Source organism: Streptomyces gilvus, assembly GCF_022513565.1.
Lineage (GTDB): Bacteria > Actinomycetota > Actinomycetes > Streptomycetales > Streptomycetaceae > Streptomyces > Streptomyces gilvus.
On sequence record NZ_JAKWBE010000009.1, the window covers coordinates 149,929 to 166,046 of the forward strand.

Annotated in this window: 14 protein-coding genes and 1 pseudogene; 1 reads left to right on the forward strand and 14 read right to left on the reverse strand. The window is 71.1% G+C overall.

Going from position 1 to position 16,118, the window contains the following annotated elements; all coding sequences use genetic code 11:
• Positions 1–49: 49 nt before the first annotated feature.
• The 14 genes and pseudogenes from MKW14_RS16490 to pgsA form a co-directional block, all read right to left on the reverse strand.
• Complete coding sequence (locus tag MKW14_RS16490) at positions 50–589, reverse strand: adenine phosphoribosyltransferase (RefSeq protein ID WP_240863300.1); 540 nt, start codon at positions 587–589, stop codon at positions 50–52.
• On the reverse strand, positions 586–1,695 hold the full coding sequence (gene secF / locus MKW14_RS16495) for a protein translocase subunit SecF (RefSeq protein WP_240863301.1): 1,110 nt from the start codon (positions 1,693–1,695) through the stop codon (positions 586–588). The genes MKW14_RS16490 and secF overlap by 4 nt, the downstream gene beginning before the upstream one ends.
• Before the next feature lie 3 nt (positions 1,696–1,698).
• Entirely contained in the window at positions 1,699–3,474 is a 1,776-nt protein-coding gene (secD, locus tag MKW14_RS16500; RefSeq protein WP_240863302.1) for a protein translocase subunit SecD, read from the reverse strand.
• Positions 3,475–3,609: 135 nt separating this feature from the next.
• The gene (gene yajC, locus MKW14_RS16505; protein ID WP_276620916.1) at positions 3,610–4,101 is read right to left on the reverse strand and encodes a preprotein translocase subunit YajC; all 492 of its coding nucleotides are present in this window, start codon (positions 4,099–4,101) and stop codon (positions 3,610–3,612) included.
• A gap of 187 nt (positions 4,102–4,288) precedes the next feature.
• Positions 4,289–5,359, reverse strand: a complete 1,071-nt coding sequence (gene ruvB, locus MKW14_RS16510) for a Holliday junction branch migration DNA helicase RuvB (protein ID WP_240863304.1) — start codon at positions 5,357–5,359, stop codon at positions 4,289–4,291.
• A gap of 32 nt (positions 5,360–5,391) precedes the next feature.
• Positions 5,392–5,997: a Holliday junction branch migration protein RuvA gene (ruvA, locus tag MKW14_RS16515; protein ID WP_240863305.1), complete on the reverse strand. Its 606-nt coding sequence runs from the start codon at positions 5,995–5,997 to the stop codon at positions 5,392–5,394.
• Positions 5,994–6,533 carry a crossover junction endodeoxyribonuclease RuvC gene (ruvC, locus tag MKW14_RS16520; protein ID WP_240863306.1) on the reverse strand — a complete coding sequence of 180 codons (540 nt, stop codon included), beginning with the start codon at positions 6,531–6,533 and terminating at the stop codon, positions 5,994–5,996. The genes ruvA and ruvC overlap by 4 nt, the downstream gene beginning before the upstream one ends.
• Before the next feature lie 133 nt (positions 6,534–6,666).
• Positions 6,667–7,419: a YebC/PmpR family DNA-binding transcriptional regulator gene (locus MKW14_RS16525; RefSeq protein WP_133044892.1), complete on the reverse strand. Its 753-nt coding sequence runs from the start codon at positions 7,417–7,419 to the stop codon at positions 6,667–6,669.
• A 52-nt stretch (positions 7,420–7,471) separates the two neighbouring features.
• Positions 7,472–8,080 carry a pyridoxal 5'-phosphate synthase glutaminase subunit PdxT gene (gene pdxT / locus MKW14_RS16530; RefSeq protein ID WP_240863307.1) on the reverse strand — a complete coding sequence of 203 codons (609 nt, stop codon included), beginning with the start codon at positions 8,078–8,080 and terminating at the stop codon, positions 7,472–7,474.
• Between the two features lie 8 nt (positions 8,081–8,088).
• Positions 8,089–9,000 (reverse strand): pyridoxal 5'-phosphate synthase lyase subunit PdxS, encoded by a 912-nt coding sequence (gene pdxS / locus MKW14_RS16535; protein WP_208781057.1) that lies wholly within the window; start codon positions 8,998–9,000, stop codon positions 8,089–8,091.
• Between the two features lie 114 nt (positions 9,001–9,114).
• Positions 9,115–9,657, reverse strand: a complete 543-nt coding sequence (locus tag MKW14_RS16540; protein ID WP_240863308.1) for a LemA family protein — start codon at positions 9,655–9,657, stop codon at positions 9,115–9,117.
• Positions 9,658–10,599: 942 nt separating this feature from the next.
• Positions 10,600–11,769 carry a glycosyltransferase family 4 protein gene (locus tag MKW14_RS16545; RefSeq protein ID WP_240863309.1) on the reverse strand — a complete coding sequence of 390 codons (1,170 nt, stop codon included), beginning with the start codon at positions 11,767–11,769 and terminating at the stop codon, positions 10,600–10,602.
• Positions 11,766–12,743 carry a phosphatidylinositol mannoside acyltransferase gene (locus tag MKW14_RS16550; protein WP_240863310.1) on the reverse strand — a complete coding sequence of 326 codons (978 nt, stop codon included), beginning with the start codon at positions 12,741–12,743 and terminating at the stop codon, positions 11,766–11,768. Before MKW14_RS16550 ends, MKW14_RS16545 begins: the two co-directional genes overlap by 4 nt.
• Positions 12,740–13,466 (reverse strand): annotated as a pseudogene (gene pgsA, locus MKW14_RS16555) (phosphatidylinositol phosphate synthase). The gene MKW14_RS16550 and the pseudogene pgsA overlap by 4 nt, the downstream one beginning before the upstream one ends.
• Before the next feature lie 219 nt (positions 13,467–13,685).
• On the opposite strand from pgsA, the gene MKW14_RS16560 reads away from it, so the two are divergent.
• The gene (locus MKW14_RS16560) at positions 13,686–15,884 is read left to right on the forward strand and encodes an elongation factor G-like protein EF-G2 (protein WP_240863312.1); all 2,199 of its coding nucleotides are present in this window, start codon (positions 13,686–13,688) and stop codon (positions 15,882–15,884) included.
• Positions 15,885–16,118 lie beyond the last annotated feature (234 nt).

The following is a 16,118-nucleotide window of genomic DNA, read 5'->3' on the forward strand; positions in this document are numbered from 1 at the left end:
CCTGCGAGCGTCACGCCCAAAGGCGCCGTGACCTGCCGCGGCAGCCCGGTCAGACCACGAGCAGCGCCTCCAGGGGAGCGCCCTCCAGGGCCGGTTCCAGGCGGGCGCGGCCGTTGAGGAAGGCCAGTTCCATCAGGACCGCGAGGCCCGCCACGTCGGCGCCCGTCCTGCGGATCAGCTGGATCGAGGCCTCCGCCGTGCCGCCCGTGGCGAGGACGTCGTCGACGATGAGGATGCGGTCCCCGGCCGACAGGTCCTCGGCGTGGACCTCGATCTCCGCCGAGCCGTACTCCAGGTCGTACGCCTGGCTGAGGGTCGCTCCGGGGAGCTTGCCCGCCTTGCGTACGGGGATGAAGCCGAGCCCGGCCCGGACGGCCACCGGGGCACCGAGGATGAACCCGCGCGCCTCGAGGCCGACGACCTTCGTGGCGCCGGTGTTCGCGGCGATGCCGGCCAGTGCGTCGGTCAGCGCGGTGAACGCCGCCGCGTCCGCGAGGAGCGGGGTGATGTCCTTGAACATCACGCCCGGCTCCGGGTAGTCCGCGACGTCACGGATACGGCTGAGCAGCAACTCCTCGACGTCGGTCATCGGCGCTTCCCCGAGGGTCGGCCACGGCCCCGGTTACGGGACGCGGGCTGGTTGCGCGGCCCGACGACGGCCGGGGTGGCGTCCTCGGGCTCCTCGGCACCGACGCCGCCCCGGGCCTCCGCCAGCTCCTCGTCCGCGGCGGCCTGGGCGCGCTTGGCGAGGACGCGCTTCTTCAGGGCCTTCATCTGCGGCTCGGCCTCCTTGAGGTCGGCGACGAGCGGCGTGGCGATGAAGATCGAGGAGTAGGCACCGGCGGCGAGACCGACGAACAGCGACAGCGAGATGTCGTTGAGCGTGCCCGCGCCGAGGAAGCCGCCACCGATGAACAGCAGGCCCGCCACCGGCAGCAGCGCGACCACCGTGGTGTTGATCGAACGGACCAGGGTGCCGTTGATCGACTGGTTGGCGATGTCGCTGTAGGTGAAGCGGGTCTGCTTCGTGATGTCCTTCGTCTGCTCCTTGAGGCTGTCGAAGACGACGACCGTGTCGTAGAGCGAGTAACCGAGGATCGTCAGCAGACCGATGACCGTGCCGGGCGTGACCTCGAAGCCGACGAGGGCGTAGATGCCGGTCGTGATGGTGATGTCGTGGATCAGCGCGACGAGGGCCGCGACCGCCATCCGCCATTCGAAGGCGATCGCCAGGTAGATCACCACGAGGACCATGAAGATGCCGAGGCCCTGCCAGGCCTTGTTGGCGATCTCGTCACCCCAGCTCGGGCCGACCAGGTCGGCGGCGATGGACTCGGGGGACACGTTCATGTCCTTGGCGAGCTGCTTCTTGGTCTCGTCGGACTTGGTGGTGTCCATGCCCGCGATCTGGATGCGCAGGGTGCCGTTGCCGAGCTTCTGCACGACGGCGTCGTGGCCGGCGGCCCGCGACGCGTAGTTCTCCGCCTGGGTCACCGAGACGCTGGTCTTCCCGGTGGTGAAGACGGCGCCGCCCCGGAAGTCGATGCCCATGTTCAGGCCGCGCACCGCCAGGCCGACGATGGCCGTGATGGTGATCAGGATGGAGACGCCGTACCAGATCTTGCGCTTGCCGACGAAGTCGTAGCTGATCTCGCCGCGGTGGAGTCGGGCGCCGAGGCTGCCGATTTTCGACATCGCTCACGCTTCCTTCGGGTCGACGGGACCGGCGACGGGGCCGGCGGGACGGCGGGTGCGGCGCAGCGGGGGCTTGGCGCCCAGACCCTTCGGGTCCAGCCCCGACCACTTGTGGCCGCCCGCGAAGAACTTGCGCCGGGCCAGGACGGTCATCAGCGGCTTGGTGAAGAGGAACACGACGACCACGTCGAGCACGGTGGTCAGACCGAGGGTGAACGCGAAGCCCTGGACCTTGCCGACGGTCACGATGAACAGCACGGCCGCGGCCAGGAACGACACGAAGTCGGAGACCAGGATGGTGCGCCGGGCACGCGGCCAGGCCCGCTCGACGGCGGGGCGCAGCGAGCGGCCCTCGCGGATCTCGTCCCGGATGCGTTCGAAGAAGACGATGAACGAGTCCGCCGTGATGCCGATCGCGACGATCGCACCGCAGACGGCCGGGAGGTTCAGCGCGAAGTGGATCGTGGGGCCGAGCAAGGACATGATCACGTAGGTGAGGGCCGCGGAGACCATCAGCGAGGGGATCGCGACGACCGAGAGCCCGCGGTAGAAGATCAGCAGGTAGAGGACGACCAGCGCGAGGCCGATCGCACCCGCGATCAGACCGGCGTGCAGCTGCTCACCGCCGAGGGCGGCGGTCACGGTGGTCATGGTCGCCACCTTGAAGGAGAGCGGCAGCGCGCCGTAGGACAGCATGTTGGCGAGGCTCTGGGCCTCCTGCTGGTTGAAGCTGCCGGAGATCTCCGCGTTGCCGCCGGTCAGCGCCTCCTTGACGTACGGGTCGGAGACCACGTTGCCGTCGAGGACGATCGCGAACTGGTTCTGCGGGGACTGGTTCTTGGCCAGCTGGCCGGTGATGTCGGCGAACTTCTTGGCACCCTTGGACGTGAACTCCATGGTGACGGTCCAGCCGGCGGCGGTCTGCGTGTTGAAGACGGCCTGGGCCTTCTTGACGTCGGTGCCGTCGACGGCGGCGGGGCCGAGGACGTACTTCTGCCACTGGCCCTGGGAGTTCTTGCCGCAGGCGACGGTGGGGTCGCTGGCCTTGGCGGTCTTGCCGGCGGTGTTCTGAGCCGTCTTCTTGGTGCAGTCGAGGGCGGCGTACTGCGCCTGCAGCTTGGCGGCCGCGTCACTGGCGGCGGCGCTGCCGCTCGCCGACGGAGAGGGGCTGGTGGACGCCTTCGCGCTGGAGGAGGCGGTGGCGCTCGGCGTCGAGTCGGCCTTCAGCGCGTCGGTCACGGCGCGCCCCTGTGAGGTGGCGGTGGCGGAGGGGCTCGCGGAGGAGGACGAGGTCGCCTTCGGCTTGCCGGTCGCCTTGCCCGAGGGGCTGCTCGACGCGCTCGGCGACGGGGTGGCCGTCGCGGCTCCGCCGGACACCTCGGTGGCGATCACGGGGCGGAAGTACAGCTTGGCGGTGGTGCCGACCTGCTGACGCGCTTCCTCGGAGTTCGTGCCCTTGGGGATGTTGACGATGATGTTGCTGGTGCCCTGGGTCTGGACCTCTGCCTCGGACACACCCAGACCGTTGACACGGCGGTTCATGATGTCGACCGCGGTGTTCATGTTGGTCTTGTTGATCGCGTTGGGCTGACCCGGCTCGTTCTGCGCCTGGAGCGTGATGCTGGTGCCACCGGCAAGGTCGATACCGAGACGTGGGGTGGTGTTGCCGGAGCCGAACATCGCTCCGGTCAGTCCCACGATGGCGATCAGGATGAGGGCCAGCGAGCGCCCTGGCTTGCTCTGGGCGCTCGCGCTCCGGCCCTTTTTAGGTGCTGCCACCTTCTCGTACTCCCTCTCGGGCCGCCCCGCGCCGGGTCGGCGTGGTGGCGGCCATGACATGGTGTCGGGATCCCCGTGTGCGAGAAGCACACGTCCGGAGGCGCGAGAGGTCGGCCACGCGCCCCCGGGACGTGGCTACTTCGCCTCGGAGTCGCCGTCGGTCTTCTTCGGCTCCTCGTCCGACTTCGCCTCGGCGGCGACGGGCTCGTCGGCCGGTTCCTCGGGCGCGTCCTTCTTGCCGAGGTCGACGGACTTGTCGTCGGAGGCGGCGGCAGCTTCGTCGGCGGAGTCGTCGGTCTCGGTGAGGGAGGAGGCGTCGTCCGGGACGACGTCGGAGTCGGACTTGAGGTCGTGCTCGATGCCGTGCACGATGCGGTTGTACTCGTCGTCGCTGAGCACGGAACCGATGGCGTTCTTCGCGAAGAGGAGTTCGACACCGGGACCGGCGTCGAGGAGGACCGTGTCCTCGTTGACCTCCTTGACCGTCGCGTACATCCCCCCGATCGTGCGGACGCCGCTGCCGGGCTGCATCTCGTTGCGCATGTTCGCGGCCTGCTGCTGCTTGCGCTTGGCCGAGCGGGTCATGAGGAACATGGCCCCGATGAGCACGATGAACGGGAGGAGCATGGTGATATTCACGGGACGGAATTTCCTTCGCACGACCGCGGCGGACGGCGGCCTGATGGATGGGGGTATGTATACCGCCGACAAAGGCGGCATCGGCGGAGTCTAAGCGAGTCCGCGCGCATGGAACAACGCTCAGCATGGCACCTGGGTTCCTGACCCGGCCAATGCCCGCGCCGTCACAATGGCGTCACGTCCCGAACAGGTCCTGTTGTCCGTTTCCCGCAGTAGCCGAGCGGGGCGGCGTGAGGCCGAGATGCGCCCACGCGGCGGGCGTGGCGACCCGGCCGCGGGGTGTGCGGGCGAGCAGTCCCTCCCGTACGAGGAAGGGTTCGGCCACTTCCTCGACGGTCTCGCGCTCCTCCCCCACCGCGACGGCGAGGGTCGACAAACCGACCGGGCCGCCGCCGAACAGCTTGAGCAGGGCCTCCAGCACACCGCGGTCGAGGCGGTCGAGGCCGCGGGCGTCGACCTCGTACACCGCGAGGGCCGCGGCCGCGATGTCCCGGGTGATGATCCCGTCGGCCTTGACCTGGGCGTAGTCCCGCACGCGGCGCAGCAGGCGGTTGGCGATACGGGGCGTGCCGCGGGAGCGGCCGGCGATCTCGGCGGCGCCGTCGGCCTGGATCTCCACGTCGAGGAGGTTCGCCGAGCGGTGGATGACGCGCTCCAGTTCGGCGGGCTCGTAGAACTCCATGTGCGCGGTGAAGCCGAAGCGGTCGCGCAGCGGGGGCGGCAGCAGGCCCGCGCGCGTGGTGGCGCCGACCAGGGTGAACGGGGGCAGGTCGAGGGGGATGGCGGTGGCGCCGGGGCCCTTGCCGACGATGACGTCGACGCGGAAGTCCTCCATCGCCATGTACAGCATCTCCTCGGCGGGCCGGGACATGCGGTGGATCTCGTCGAGGAAGAGGACCTCGCCCTCCTGGAGGGAGGACAGGATCGCGGCCAGGTCGCCGGCGTGCTGGATGGCGGGGCCGGAGGTGATCCGGATCGGGGCGCCCATCTCGGCCGCGATGATCATCGAGAGAGTGGTCTTGCCGAGGCCGGGGGCGCCGGAGAGCAGCACGTGGTCGGCGGTGGCGCCCCGCGCGCGGGCGGCGCGCAGGACCAGGTCGAGCTGTTCGCGGACCTTCTCCTGGCCGATGAACTCGCCCAGGTCCTTGGGGCGCAGGGCGGCCTCGACGGCCTGGTCCTCACGGTCGGCGACAGAACCGACCAGCCGCTCGGGGGCGGGAGTGTCGGTCGGGTCGTCCCAGTTCACTGAGGTCTCCTAGCAGGGGTGGCGCAGATGGGTCAGCGGGCGCGGTTGAGGGTCTGCAGGGCGGCCTTCAGCAACTGGCCTACCTGCGGGCTGCCGCCGGCGGCCTCCGCCTGCGGGGTCACGGCGGCCACCGCCTCGTCGGCCTCCCGGGTGGCGTACCCGAGGCCGATGAGGGCGGCATGCAGCTGGTCGCGCCAGCCCTGGGTGACCGGAGCGCCGATCGCGGGGGCGCCGATGGGCTCGCCGAGCCGGTCCTTGAGCTCCAGCAGCAGTTTCTGGGCGCCCTTCTTGCCGATGCCCGGGACGGCGATCAGCGCCTTCTCGTCCCCGGTGGCGACCGCCCTGCGCAGGGCGTCCGGGCTGTGCACCGCCAGCATCGCCTGGGCCAGGCGCGGGCCGACCCCGCTCGCCGTCTGCAGCAGCTCGAAGACCTGACGCTCGTCGTCGTCCACGAAGCCGTACAGGGTGAGCGAGTCCTCCCGTACGACCAGGGAGGTGGCGAGCTTGGTCTGCTGGCCCATGCGCAGCCCGGACAGGGTGTTGGGCGTGCACTGGACGGCGATGCCGATCCCGCCGACCTCCACCACGGCGGAGTCGGGGGCGAGGGCGGCGACCGGGCCGCTGACGAAGGCGATCATGCGGGGCGGCCTTTCGTTGCTTTGGCTGCGTGCAGGGCGACGGCCTGCTGGAGGCGGTTGTGCGCGGGTGCGCGCCAGATGTGGCAGATGGCGAGCGCGAGGGCGTCCGCCGCGTCGGCCGGTTTCGGGGGCGCGTCGAGCCGGAGCAGCCGCGTCACCATGGCGCCGACCTGGGCCTTGTCGGCGCGTCCGGTGCCGGTGACGGCGGCCTTGACCTCGCTCGGGGTGTGCAGGGCGACGGGGATGCCACGGCGGGCGGCGCAGAGCATGGCGACGGCGCTGGCCTGGGCGGTGCCCATCACGGTGCGGACGTTGTGCTGGCTGAACACCCGCTCCACGGCGACGAATTCGGGCCGGTGCTCGTCCAGCCAGGACTCGATGCCCTGCTCGATGGCGACGAGACGGTGCCCCAGCTCGGCGTCCACGGGCGTGCGGACGACGCCTACGCCGACCATGGTGAGCGGCCGGCCCGCGACCCCCTCGACGACGCCGACACCGCACCGGGTCAGCCCGGGGTCCACCCCCAGTACGCGCACCGCGCCCCCTCCTTCGATCTCCTGTTTGTGCAGGCTATCGGGTGCCACCGACAACGGCCGACATGGCGACGGGCCGACGGGGTGTGTCCCGTCGGCCCGTTGAGCCGTTGCGTCCGCTCAGCCCGCGGCGGCGTTACGCGTCGACCTTCTCCATGACCTCGTCGCTGACGTCGAAGTTGGCGAAGACGTTCTGGACGTCGTCGCTGTCCTCGAGCGCGTCGATCAGCTTGAAGATCTTCTTGGCGCCCTCCTCGTCCAGCTCGACCTGCATGGTCGGGACGAAGTTGGCCTCGGCGGAGTCGTAGTCGATCCCGGCGTCCTGCAGGGCGGTGCGGACCGCGACCAGGTCGGTGGCCTCGCTGAGCACCTCGAAGGACTCGCCCAGGTCGTTGACCTCCTCGGCGCCCGCGTCCAGGACGGCGGCGAGGACGTCGTCCTCGGTCAGCTCGCCCTTGGGGACGATCACGACGCCCTTGCGGTTGAAGAGGTACGACACCGAGCCCGGGTCGGCCATGGAGCCGCCGTTGCGGGTCATGGCGACGCGGACGTCGGAGGCGGCGCGGTTGCGGTTGTCGGTGAGGCACTCGATGAGCACCGCGACGCCGTTCGGGCCGTAGCCCTCGTACATGATCGTCTCGTAGTCGGCGCCGCCGGCCTCCAGGCCGCCGCCGCGCTTGATCGCCGAGTCGATGTTCTTGTTGGGGACCGACTGCTTCTTGGCCTTCTGGACGGCGTCGTACAGCGTCGGGTTGCCCTCGAGATCGACACCGCCCATCCGCGCCGCGACCTCGATGTTCTTGATCAGCTTCGCGAAGAGCTTGCCGCGCTTGGCGTCGATCACGGCCTTCTTGTGCTTCGTCGTGGCCCATTTAGAGTGGCCGGACATCTGCCTGTCTCCTTCGCGTAACCCATCTCTGCAACGAACGCCAGGAATCCTACTAGGACTCCGTCGCCCGGTTCGCGTGCACCATGTCGACGAACAGGCGGTGCACCCGGTGGTCGCCGGTCAGTTCCGGGTGGAACGAGGTGGCGAGCGCGTTGCCCTGGCGGACCGCGACGATGTGGCCGTCGTGCTCGGCGAGCACCTCGGTCTCGGCGCCGACGGACTCCACCCAGGGGGCGCGGATGAACACGCCCTCTACAGGATCGCCCGCGACGCCCCTGACGTCGACCGCCGCCTCGAAGGACTCGTTCTGCCGTCCGAAGGCGTTGCGGCGCACGATCATGTCGATGCCGCCGACGGTCACCTGGCCCGAGCGCGGGTCGAGGATCTTGTCGGCGAGCATGATCATGCCCGCGCAGGTGCCGTAGACGGGCATACCGGCCCGCACGCGCGCGCGGAGCGGCTCCATCACGCCGAAGAGGACGGCCAGCTTGGAGATGGTGGTGGACTCGCCGCCGGGGATGACGAGGCCGTCCACCTCGGCGAGTTCCTCGGGGCGCCGGATCGGCCTGGCCACGGCGTCGGCCGCGGCCAGGGCGACGAGGTGCTCCCGTACGTCGCCCTGGAGGGCCAGGACGCCTATGACAGGGGCTTCAGTGCTCATGGGAGTGCTTACCAGCCGCGGTTGGCGTAGCGCTCGGTCTCGGGGAGGGTGTCGCAGTTGATGCCGACCATGGCCTCGCCGAGGTTGCGGGAGGCGTCCGCGATGATCTTGGGGTCGTCGTAGAAGGTGGTCGCCTTGACGATGGCGGCGGCGCGCTTGGCCGGGTCGCCGGACTTGAAGATGCCGGAGCCGACGAAGACGCCCTCGGCACCGAGCTGACGCATCAGGGCGGCGTCGGCGGGGGTGGCCACGCCACCGGCGGAGAACAGCACCACCGGGAGCTTGCCGAGCTCGGCGACCTCCTTGACCAGCTCGTAGGGGGCGCGCAGCTCCTTGGCGGCGGCGTACAGCTCGTTGTTGTCGCAGCCGCGCAGCTTGGCGATCTCGCCCTTGATCTGGCGCAGGTGGCGGACGGCCTCGACGACGTTGCCGGTGCCGGCCTCGCCCTTGGAGCGGATCATGGCCGCGCCCTCGGCGATCCGGCGCAGGGCCTCGCCCAGGTTGGTGGCGCCGCAGACGAAGGGGGTCGTGAAGGCCCACTTGTCGGAGTGGTTGACCTCGTCGGCCGGGGTGAGGACCTCGGACTCGTCGATGTAGTCGACGCCGAGGGACTGCAGGACCTGGGCCTCGACGAAGTGGCCGATGCGGGACTTGGCCATGACCGGGATGGAGACGGCCTCGATGATGCCCTCGATCATGTCCGGGTCGGACATACGGGCCACGCCGCCGTCCTTGCGGATGTCGGCCGGGACCCGCTCCAGGGCCATGACGGCGACGGCGCCCGCGTCCTCGGCGATCTTCGCCTGCTCCGGGGTGACGACGTCCATGATCACGCCGCCCTTGAGCTGCTCGGCCATGCCGCGCTTCACGCGCGCGGTGCCGGTCTCGGGGGCCTGGTTTTCGGAGAGCGAGCTGGACACGGATGACCTCACTGAAGTGAAAGAGGGTTGCTGCAATCACCGAGGAAACGGGATTGGGCCAGTCCACAGCAAGGGCCAATGGGAAGCCGGTGGATCCTTTTGGGCCGCGAACGGCTATGCCGCCCGGTCGGCGAGGGCCGGCGGCGGTTCGTCGTCCATCTCGAAGGCCATCGGGAAGGGGGCGTGACCGGCCAGCCGGAACCAGCGGACCTTGCGGTGCTCGCGCAGTCGGCGGGCCGCGCCGACCGCGTCGTTGTGGAAGCGCCGGGCCATCGGGACGCGGCGGACGGCCTCGGTGAGTTCGTGGGTGGCCGCGTCCCCGCCGGGGGCCTCGCGGACCGCGTCGACCTGGGCCGGTTCGGCGAACACCGCCCGCAGCGCCTGGCTGAGCTCGCTCTCGGCGACCTCCCGCTGCTCCTCCTCGGCCTGCCGGGCCGCGTGCGCGGCCTCGTACAGGACGATCGAGGCGGCGGGGTCCAGGACGCCGGAGGTGGCCAGCTCCTGAGTCACGGACGCCCTGCGCAGCAGCTGCGCGTCGAGGGCGGCCCGGGCGGCGTCGATCCGGGAGTGCAGCCGGTCCAGACGGCCGGCCGTCCAGCTCAGGTACAGCCCGATCGCGAACAGGACGGCCAGAATCCAGATCAGGGTTACGGTCACGGCCGCACACGTTACCGCCGACAGCGCCCCGGCCCGACGGCCGCCTTACGGCAACGCCGGGTTCGGCAGGGAACGGGACCTACGCGCCGAGGGAGAGCCGAACCGCCGGGCTGACACGAGCGCCGATGACAGAACCGACCCACCGGGCCACCTGCCCCCGCCGGAACCGCCCCTCAGATTGACCCGACGGAACCGGCCCCCGGGCTGACCGAGCCCCAGTCCCCCAACGGCGCCCACCGGCCCCGTCCTGAGAACCGCGCCGCCCCAGCTGTGCCTGCCGTCCCGCCCCAAGAGCCGCGCGGACCCAACTGTGCCCGCCGCCCCGCCCAGGTCCCGCACCGACCTCAGCCGTGCCCACCGTCCCACGCGAGTCCCGCGCCAACCCGAACCCTGCCGGCAGCCTCGCCCTCAGACCCCGCGGTCCCGCCCCCAGTGCCCCAAAGGGCAACGCTCGCCCCGTCGCGACGCCCGGCACGCTTCCCCACTGTCTGAAGGGCATGGCGGGGTGCCCCCACTCGCTGCACCGGCCTCAGCTGTGCCCGCCGCCCCGCCCTGGTCCCGCGCCGGTCCAAACCGTGTCGGCAGCCCCACCCCGGGTTCCGCGCCGACCCGAACATGCTGGCAGCTCCGCCCTAAGACCCCCGCGGCCCCAACCGCCCCCGCAGCCCCGCCCACAGTGCCCCGACAGGCAACGTTCGCCCCGTCGCGACGCCCAGGACGCTCCCCCACTGCCCGAAGGGCATGGGACATGCCCCCACTCGCCGCACCGGCCAGCTGTGCCCGCCGCCCCGCACCGGCCTCAGCCCTGCCCGCCGCCCCGCCCTGGTCCCACGCGGGCCCCCAGCCGTGCCGGCAGCCCGCACTCAGACCCCGCCGGCCCGAACCATGCCGGCAGCCCCACCCTCAGACTCCGCGGCCCCAACCGCCCCCGCAGCCCCGCCCCTAATCCCGCGCCAACCCGAACCGTGCTCGCAGGCCCGGCCCCCGGTCGTCGTCCGCTGCCGCTACCGCCGCCGCGCCCGCTGTCACCGTTTCGTAGACCGAGAGGATGTCCGCGCCGACCGTCGACCAGTCGAAGCGGCGTACGTGGACGCTGCCGCGTTCGCGGAGTTCGGCGAGGCGGTCCGGGTCCTGCAGGAGCCGTACCGCCGCCTCCGCCAGGGCGTCGGAGTCCTCGTTGGCGAAGAGTTCGCCCGCCGCCCCCTGGTCGAGGACCTGGGCGAAGGCGTCCAGGTCGGCGGCGAGGACGGGGGCGCCCGCCGACATCGCCTCGACCAGGATGATCCCGAAGCTCTCGCCGCCGGTGTTGGGGGCGACGTACAGGTCGATGCTTCGCAGGAAACGCGCCTTGTCCTCGTCGCTGATCATGCCGAGGAACTCCACCCGCGAGCGGAACTCGGCGGGCAGCAGCTCCAGCGCCTCCTCCTCGTCCCCGCGCCCGGCGACCAACAGCCGCGTCTGCGGGCGGGCCGCGAGGATGCCCGGGAACGCCTTCATCAGCACCGGCAGGCCCTTGCGCGGCTCGTCGATGCGCCCGATGAAGCCGATCGTGTCGCCCTGCCACTCGGGTTTGGGCTCGGCCTTGGCGAAGAAGTCGACGTCGACGCCGTTGGGGATGACCACGGCGTCACCGCCGAGGTGCTCGACGAGGGTGCGGCGGGCGTACTCGCTGACGGCGATCCGCGCGCTGATCTTCTCCAGGGCCGCCTGGAGGATCGCGTACGCGGCGATCATCGCCTTGGAGCGCGGGTTGGAGGTGTGGAACGTGGCGACCATCGGCCCCTGCGCCGCCCAGCAGGTCAGCAGCCCGAGGGAGGGCGAGGTCGGCTCGTGGATGTGGACCACGTCGAACGCGCCGTCGTGCAGCCAGCGCCGCACCCGCGCGGCGCTGAGGAAGCCGAAGTTCAGCCGGGCGACCGAGCCGTTGTACGGCACCGGGACCGCGCGGCCGGCCGAGACGACGTACGGCGGCAGAGGCGTGTCGTCGTCGGCCGGGGCCAGGACGGAGACCTCGTGGCCCAGGCGGATGAAGTACTCGGCGAGGTCACGGATATGGAACTGGACGCCGCCCGGTACGTCCCAGGAGTACGGGCAGACGATGCCGATCCTCACGACGTGCCCTTCTCGGGAGCCGGGGGCTTCTTCACAGAATCCCCCACGGGATTCCTCGCAGAATTCTTCGCGGGATTCCTCGTGGGGTCGAGGTCCTTGAGCCACAAGCGCTGCAGCATGTGCCAGTCCTCCGGGTGGTCGGCGATCCCCGTGGCGAAGGTGTCGGCCAGCGCCTGTGCCATGACAGACGTCTTCTCGGCCCGGCTGCCTGACTCGGGGACCTCGATCGGGGGATGGACGCGGCCCTGCATGACGGGTGAGTCGTCGTACCAGAGCGTGACCGGCAGGAGCAGCGCGCCGGTCTGCTGGGCGAGCAGCGCGGGTCCGGCCGGGATCCGGGTGGCCTCGCCGAAGAACTGGACCTCGACGCCGGAGGAGGACAGGTCGCGCTCGGCCACCAGGCAGACCAGGCCGCCGTCGCGCAGCCGCCGGGCCAGGGTGCCGAAGGCGGTGCCGCCGCTGTGCGGGAGGACCTCCATGCCGAGGCCTTCGCGGTAGGCGACGAAGCGGTCGTACAGCGTCTCGGGCTTGAGGCGCTCGGCGACCGTGGTGAACGGCGTCTGCAGCTTGGTGGTGACCCAGGCGCCGGCGAGGTCCCAGTTGGCCATGTGGGGCAGCGCGAGGATGACGCCCCGGCCGGCGGCGAGACCGTCGGTCAGGTGGTGCAGGTCCTTGGGGTCGAAGCCGCCCTTGATGCGCTCCTTGCTCCACGCGGGCAGCCGGAAGGACTCCATCCAGTAGCGCAGGTACGAGCGCATGCCCGCGCGCGACAGCTCGGCGAGGCGCTCGGGACTCGCGTCGGGCACCACGCGCGCGTAGTTGCTCTCCAGCCGCAGCACGCCCTTGCCGCGCCGCTTCCAGGCGAGGTCCGCGATCGTCCGGCCCAGGCGTACGGCGACCGGCTCGGGGAGGTTCTTGACCGTGCTCCAGCCGAGCCCGTAGAGGCCGTCCGTGAGGCGGTCCCGGGCACTCACTTGGCCGCTCCGCTCTCCTGCTCCGCCGTGGCCTGCGCCTCGGCCTCCGCCGACTCGCGGCGGACGGTGACCACGCGCTGGACCAGGGTGACCAGGCTGCCGACGGCGACGATCCACAGCGCCACGGGCAGCAGGTACTGGATGCCCGGCACGCCGAACTTGTGCAGGCCGGCGAAACCGGCCGCGACCAGCGAGATCACCAGGCGCTCGGCGCGCTCGACGAGCCCGTTGACGGCGACCGGCAGGCCGATCGACTCGCCGCGCGCCTTGGTGTACGACACCACCTGGCCGCTGGCCAGGCAGAAGATGGAGACCGCGCACAGCACGTTGTCGTCGCCGCTGCCCGCGTACCACAGGGCGAAGCCGCCGAAGATCGCGCCGTCGGCGACGCGGTCGAGGGTGGAGTCCAGGAACGCGCCCCAGCGGCTGGAACGGCCCAGCTGGCGGGCCATGTTGCCGTCGACGAGGTCGGAGAACACGAAGAGCGTGATCACGACCGTGCCCCAGAAGAACTCGCCCATGGGGTAGAAGACCAGCGCACCCGCGACCACGCCGGCGGTGCCGAGGAGCGTGACGGCGTCGGGACTGACGCCCCGCCGGATGAGAAACGCGGCGAACGGTGTGAGGACACGCGTGAAGAATGCACGCGCGTACTTGTTCAGCATGGCCTTCCCGACGGTCGGTGTGGCCGGCTCGGCCCCTGCTGGCCACCGGCGCGCCCATCGTAGCCACGCGCGCGTGTGTGCGACGGCCGGGCACCCGGACCCCCTTGCCTCATGGGCCGAAGGCATACGGGTCACGGCGCGATCGCGTCCTTCGTATGGACGCACCGTGACAGGAGTGGAAAGCTCGAAGGACCGCGGGCGTCATCGGAGCCGCCACCGCACGCGGCCCGGCATGCCCGCGCCCACAGTGACCTCACCGTGCACGGGAGGCAAGGCCATGGGCGACAAGGCGAACGCACACCCCGGGGCCGCCGGCAGGGCTACGGCGGCCGACCATCCCGCGTCCGTACGGAATGTGGTGCTGGTCGGCCACTCCGGATCGGGCAAGACGACATTGGTGGAAGCCCTCGCGCTGACCGCGGGGGCGGTGAACCGGGCGGGCCGTGTGGAGGACGGCGGCACCGTCTCGGACTACGACGAGATCGAGCACCGGCAGAACCGTTCGGTGCAGCTCTCCCTGGTGCCCGTCGAATGGGACGGCATCAAGGTCAATCTTCTCGACACCCCCGGATACGCCGACTTCGTCGGCGAACTCAGGGCCGGTCTGCGCGCGGCGGACGCGGCCCTTTTCGTCGTCTCCGCCTCCGACGGCGTGGACGGCTCCACCCGCATGGTGTGGGAGGAGTGCGCGGCCGTCGGCATGCCGCGGGCGATCGTGGTCACGCACCTGGAGGCGGCCCGGGCGGACTTCGAGGAGATGACGCGGGTCTGCGCGGAGGCCTTCGGCGGCGACGACCCCGACGCCGTGCTGCCGCTGTACACCCCGCTGCACGGCCCGCAGGGGCCCGACGGGCACGCGCCCGTGACGGGCCTTGTCGGACTGCTGTCGCAGAAGCTGTTCGACTACTCCACCGGCGAGCGCAAGGAGTCGGAACCGGGCGAGGACCAGCTGCCGGAGATCGAGGAGGCACGCAACCGGCTGATCGAGGGGATCATCTCGGAGAGCGAGGACGAGACCCTCATGGACCGCTACCTGGGCGGCGAGCAGATCGACTTCAAGACGCTCGTCGAGGACCTGGAGCGGGCCGTCGCGCGCGGGGTCTTCTTCCCCGTCCTGGCCGCCGCCCCCGCGGGCGAGGGCGCCAGGCAGGGGCTCGGCACGGTCGAGCTGCTGGAGCTGGTCACAGGCGGCTTCCCGACACCGTTCGAGCACCCCACACCGGGGGTGAGCACCATCGACGGCAAGCCGCGGGAGATCAAGGCCTGCGACACCGAGGGCCCGCTGGTCGCCGAGGTCGTCAAGACCGCGTCCGACCCCTATGTCGGCCGGGTCTCGCTGGTCCGCGTCTTCTCCGGCACCCTGCGCCCCGACGAGACGGTGCACGTCTCCGGGCACGGGCTGGCCGACCGGGGGCACGAGGACCACGACGTCGACGAGCGCGTCGGCGCGCTGTCCACGCCCTTCGGCAAGCAGCAGCGGCCGGTGACGCACGCCATCGCCGGCGACCTGGTGTGCGTGGCGAAACTGAACCGCGCGGAGACCGGGGACACGCTCTCGGCCAAGGACGACCCGCTGCTGATGGAGCCGTGGGAGATGCCCGATCCACTGCTGCCGCTCGCCATCCAGGCGCACAGCAAGGCGGACGAGGACAAGCTCTCGCAGGGCCTGGCCCGGCTGGTCGCCGAGGACCCGACGATGCGGCTCGAACAGAACCAGAACACCCACCAGGTGGTGCTGTGGTGCCTGGGCGAGGCGCACGCGGACGTGGCCCTGGAGCGGCTGCGCAGCCGCTACGGCGTCCAGGTCGACGTCGTACCGCACCGGGTGTCCCTGCGGGAGACCTTCGCCGGCAAGTCGGCGGGACGCGGGCGGCATGTGAAGCAGTCCGGTGGTCACGGGCAGTACGCCATCTGCGAGATCGAGGTGGAGCCGCTGCCGAACGGCTCGGGCGTCGAGTTCGTGGACAAGGTGGTCGGCGGGGCGGTGCCGCGGCAGTTCATCCCCTCGGTCGAGAAGGGCGTGCGGGCCCAGGCCACCAAGGGAGTCGCGGCGGGGTATCCGCTGATCGACGTCCGGGTGACGCTGCTCGACGGCAAGGCGCACTCCGTGGACTCCTCGGACGCGGCCTTCCAGACGGCCGGCGCGCTCGCTCTGCGAGAGGCGGCGGCCGAGGCGAAGATCCACCTCCTGGAGCCGGTCGCGGAGGTGACGGTCCTGGTCGGCGACGACTACGTGGGCGCCGTCATGAGCGACCTGTCCGGGCGGCGGGGCCGGGTGCTGGGCACGGAGCAGACCAGCGGCGGGCGCACGCTCATCCGGGCCGAGGTGCCCGAGATCGAGATCGGGCGGTACGCCGTCGACCTGCGCTCCCTCTCGCACGGCACCGCGCGCTTCAACCGCTCCTACGCACGGCACGAGCCGATGCCCCCACAGATCGCGGAAAGGATTCGTGAAGAGACCCGCGACGCCTCGTAGTTGAAGCATGCCGAGGCCAAGTCCCGCACGGCGGCGCACAAGTGGCGCACGGCGGCACACGGACGGCTTGCGGCAGCGCGCGACCGGCTTTCGCGGAACGCTCCCCTCCGGTGTCGGCGGGCGGCTTCGGCCGTCCGCCGACGAATGTCGCTGCCTGCGGATACGCTGGTGACAAGCTGATCAAGTGGTCGCGGGATCAGGCGATCACCGTGATGACCTGATCAACAGGTGTGC

What these genes read in the sequence shown, in the direction of transcription:
- MKW14_RS16525 (WP_133044892.1), bottom strand. Translation starts at nt 7,419, where the DNA reads ATGTCCGGCCACTCTAAATGGGCCACGACGAAGCACAAGAAGGCCGTG.
- pdxT (WP_240863307.1), bottom strand. Translation starts at nt 8,080, where the DNA reads ATGAGCACTGAAGCCCCTGTCATAGGCGTCCTGGCCCTCCAGGGCGAC.
- MKW14_RS16560 (WP_240863312.1), top strand. Translation starts at nt 13,686, where the DNA reads ATGGGCGACAAGGCGAACGCACACCCCGGGGCCGCCGGCAGGGCTACG.
- yajC (WP_276620916.1), bottom strand. Translation starts at nt 4,101, where the DNA reads ATGCTCCTCCCGTTCATCGTGCTCATCGGGGCCATGTTCCTCATGACC.
- MKW14_RS16490 (WP_240863300.1), bottom strand. Translation starts at nt 589, where the DNA reads ATGACCGACGTCGAGGAGTTGCTGCTCAGCCGTATCCGTGACGTCGCG.
- secF (WP_240863301.1), bottom strand. Translation starts at nt 1,695, where the DNA reads ATGTCGAAAATCGGCAGCCTCGGCGCCCGACTCCACCGCGGCGAGATC.
- ruvA (WP_240863305.1), bottom strand. Translation starts at nt 5,997, where the DNA reads ATGATCGCCTTCGTCAGCGGCCCGGTCGCCGCCCTCGCCCCCGACTCC.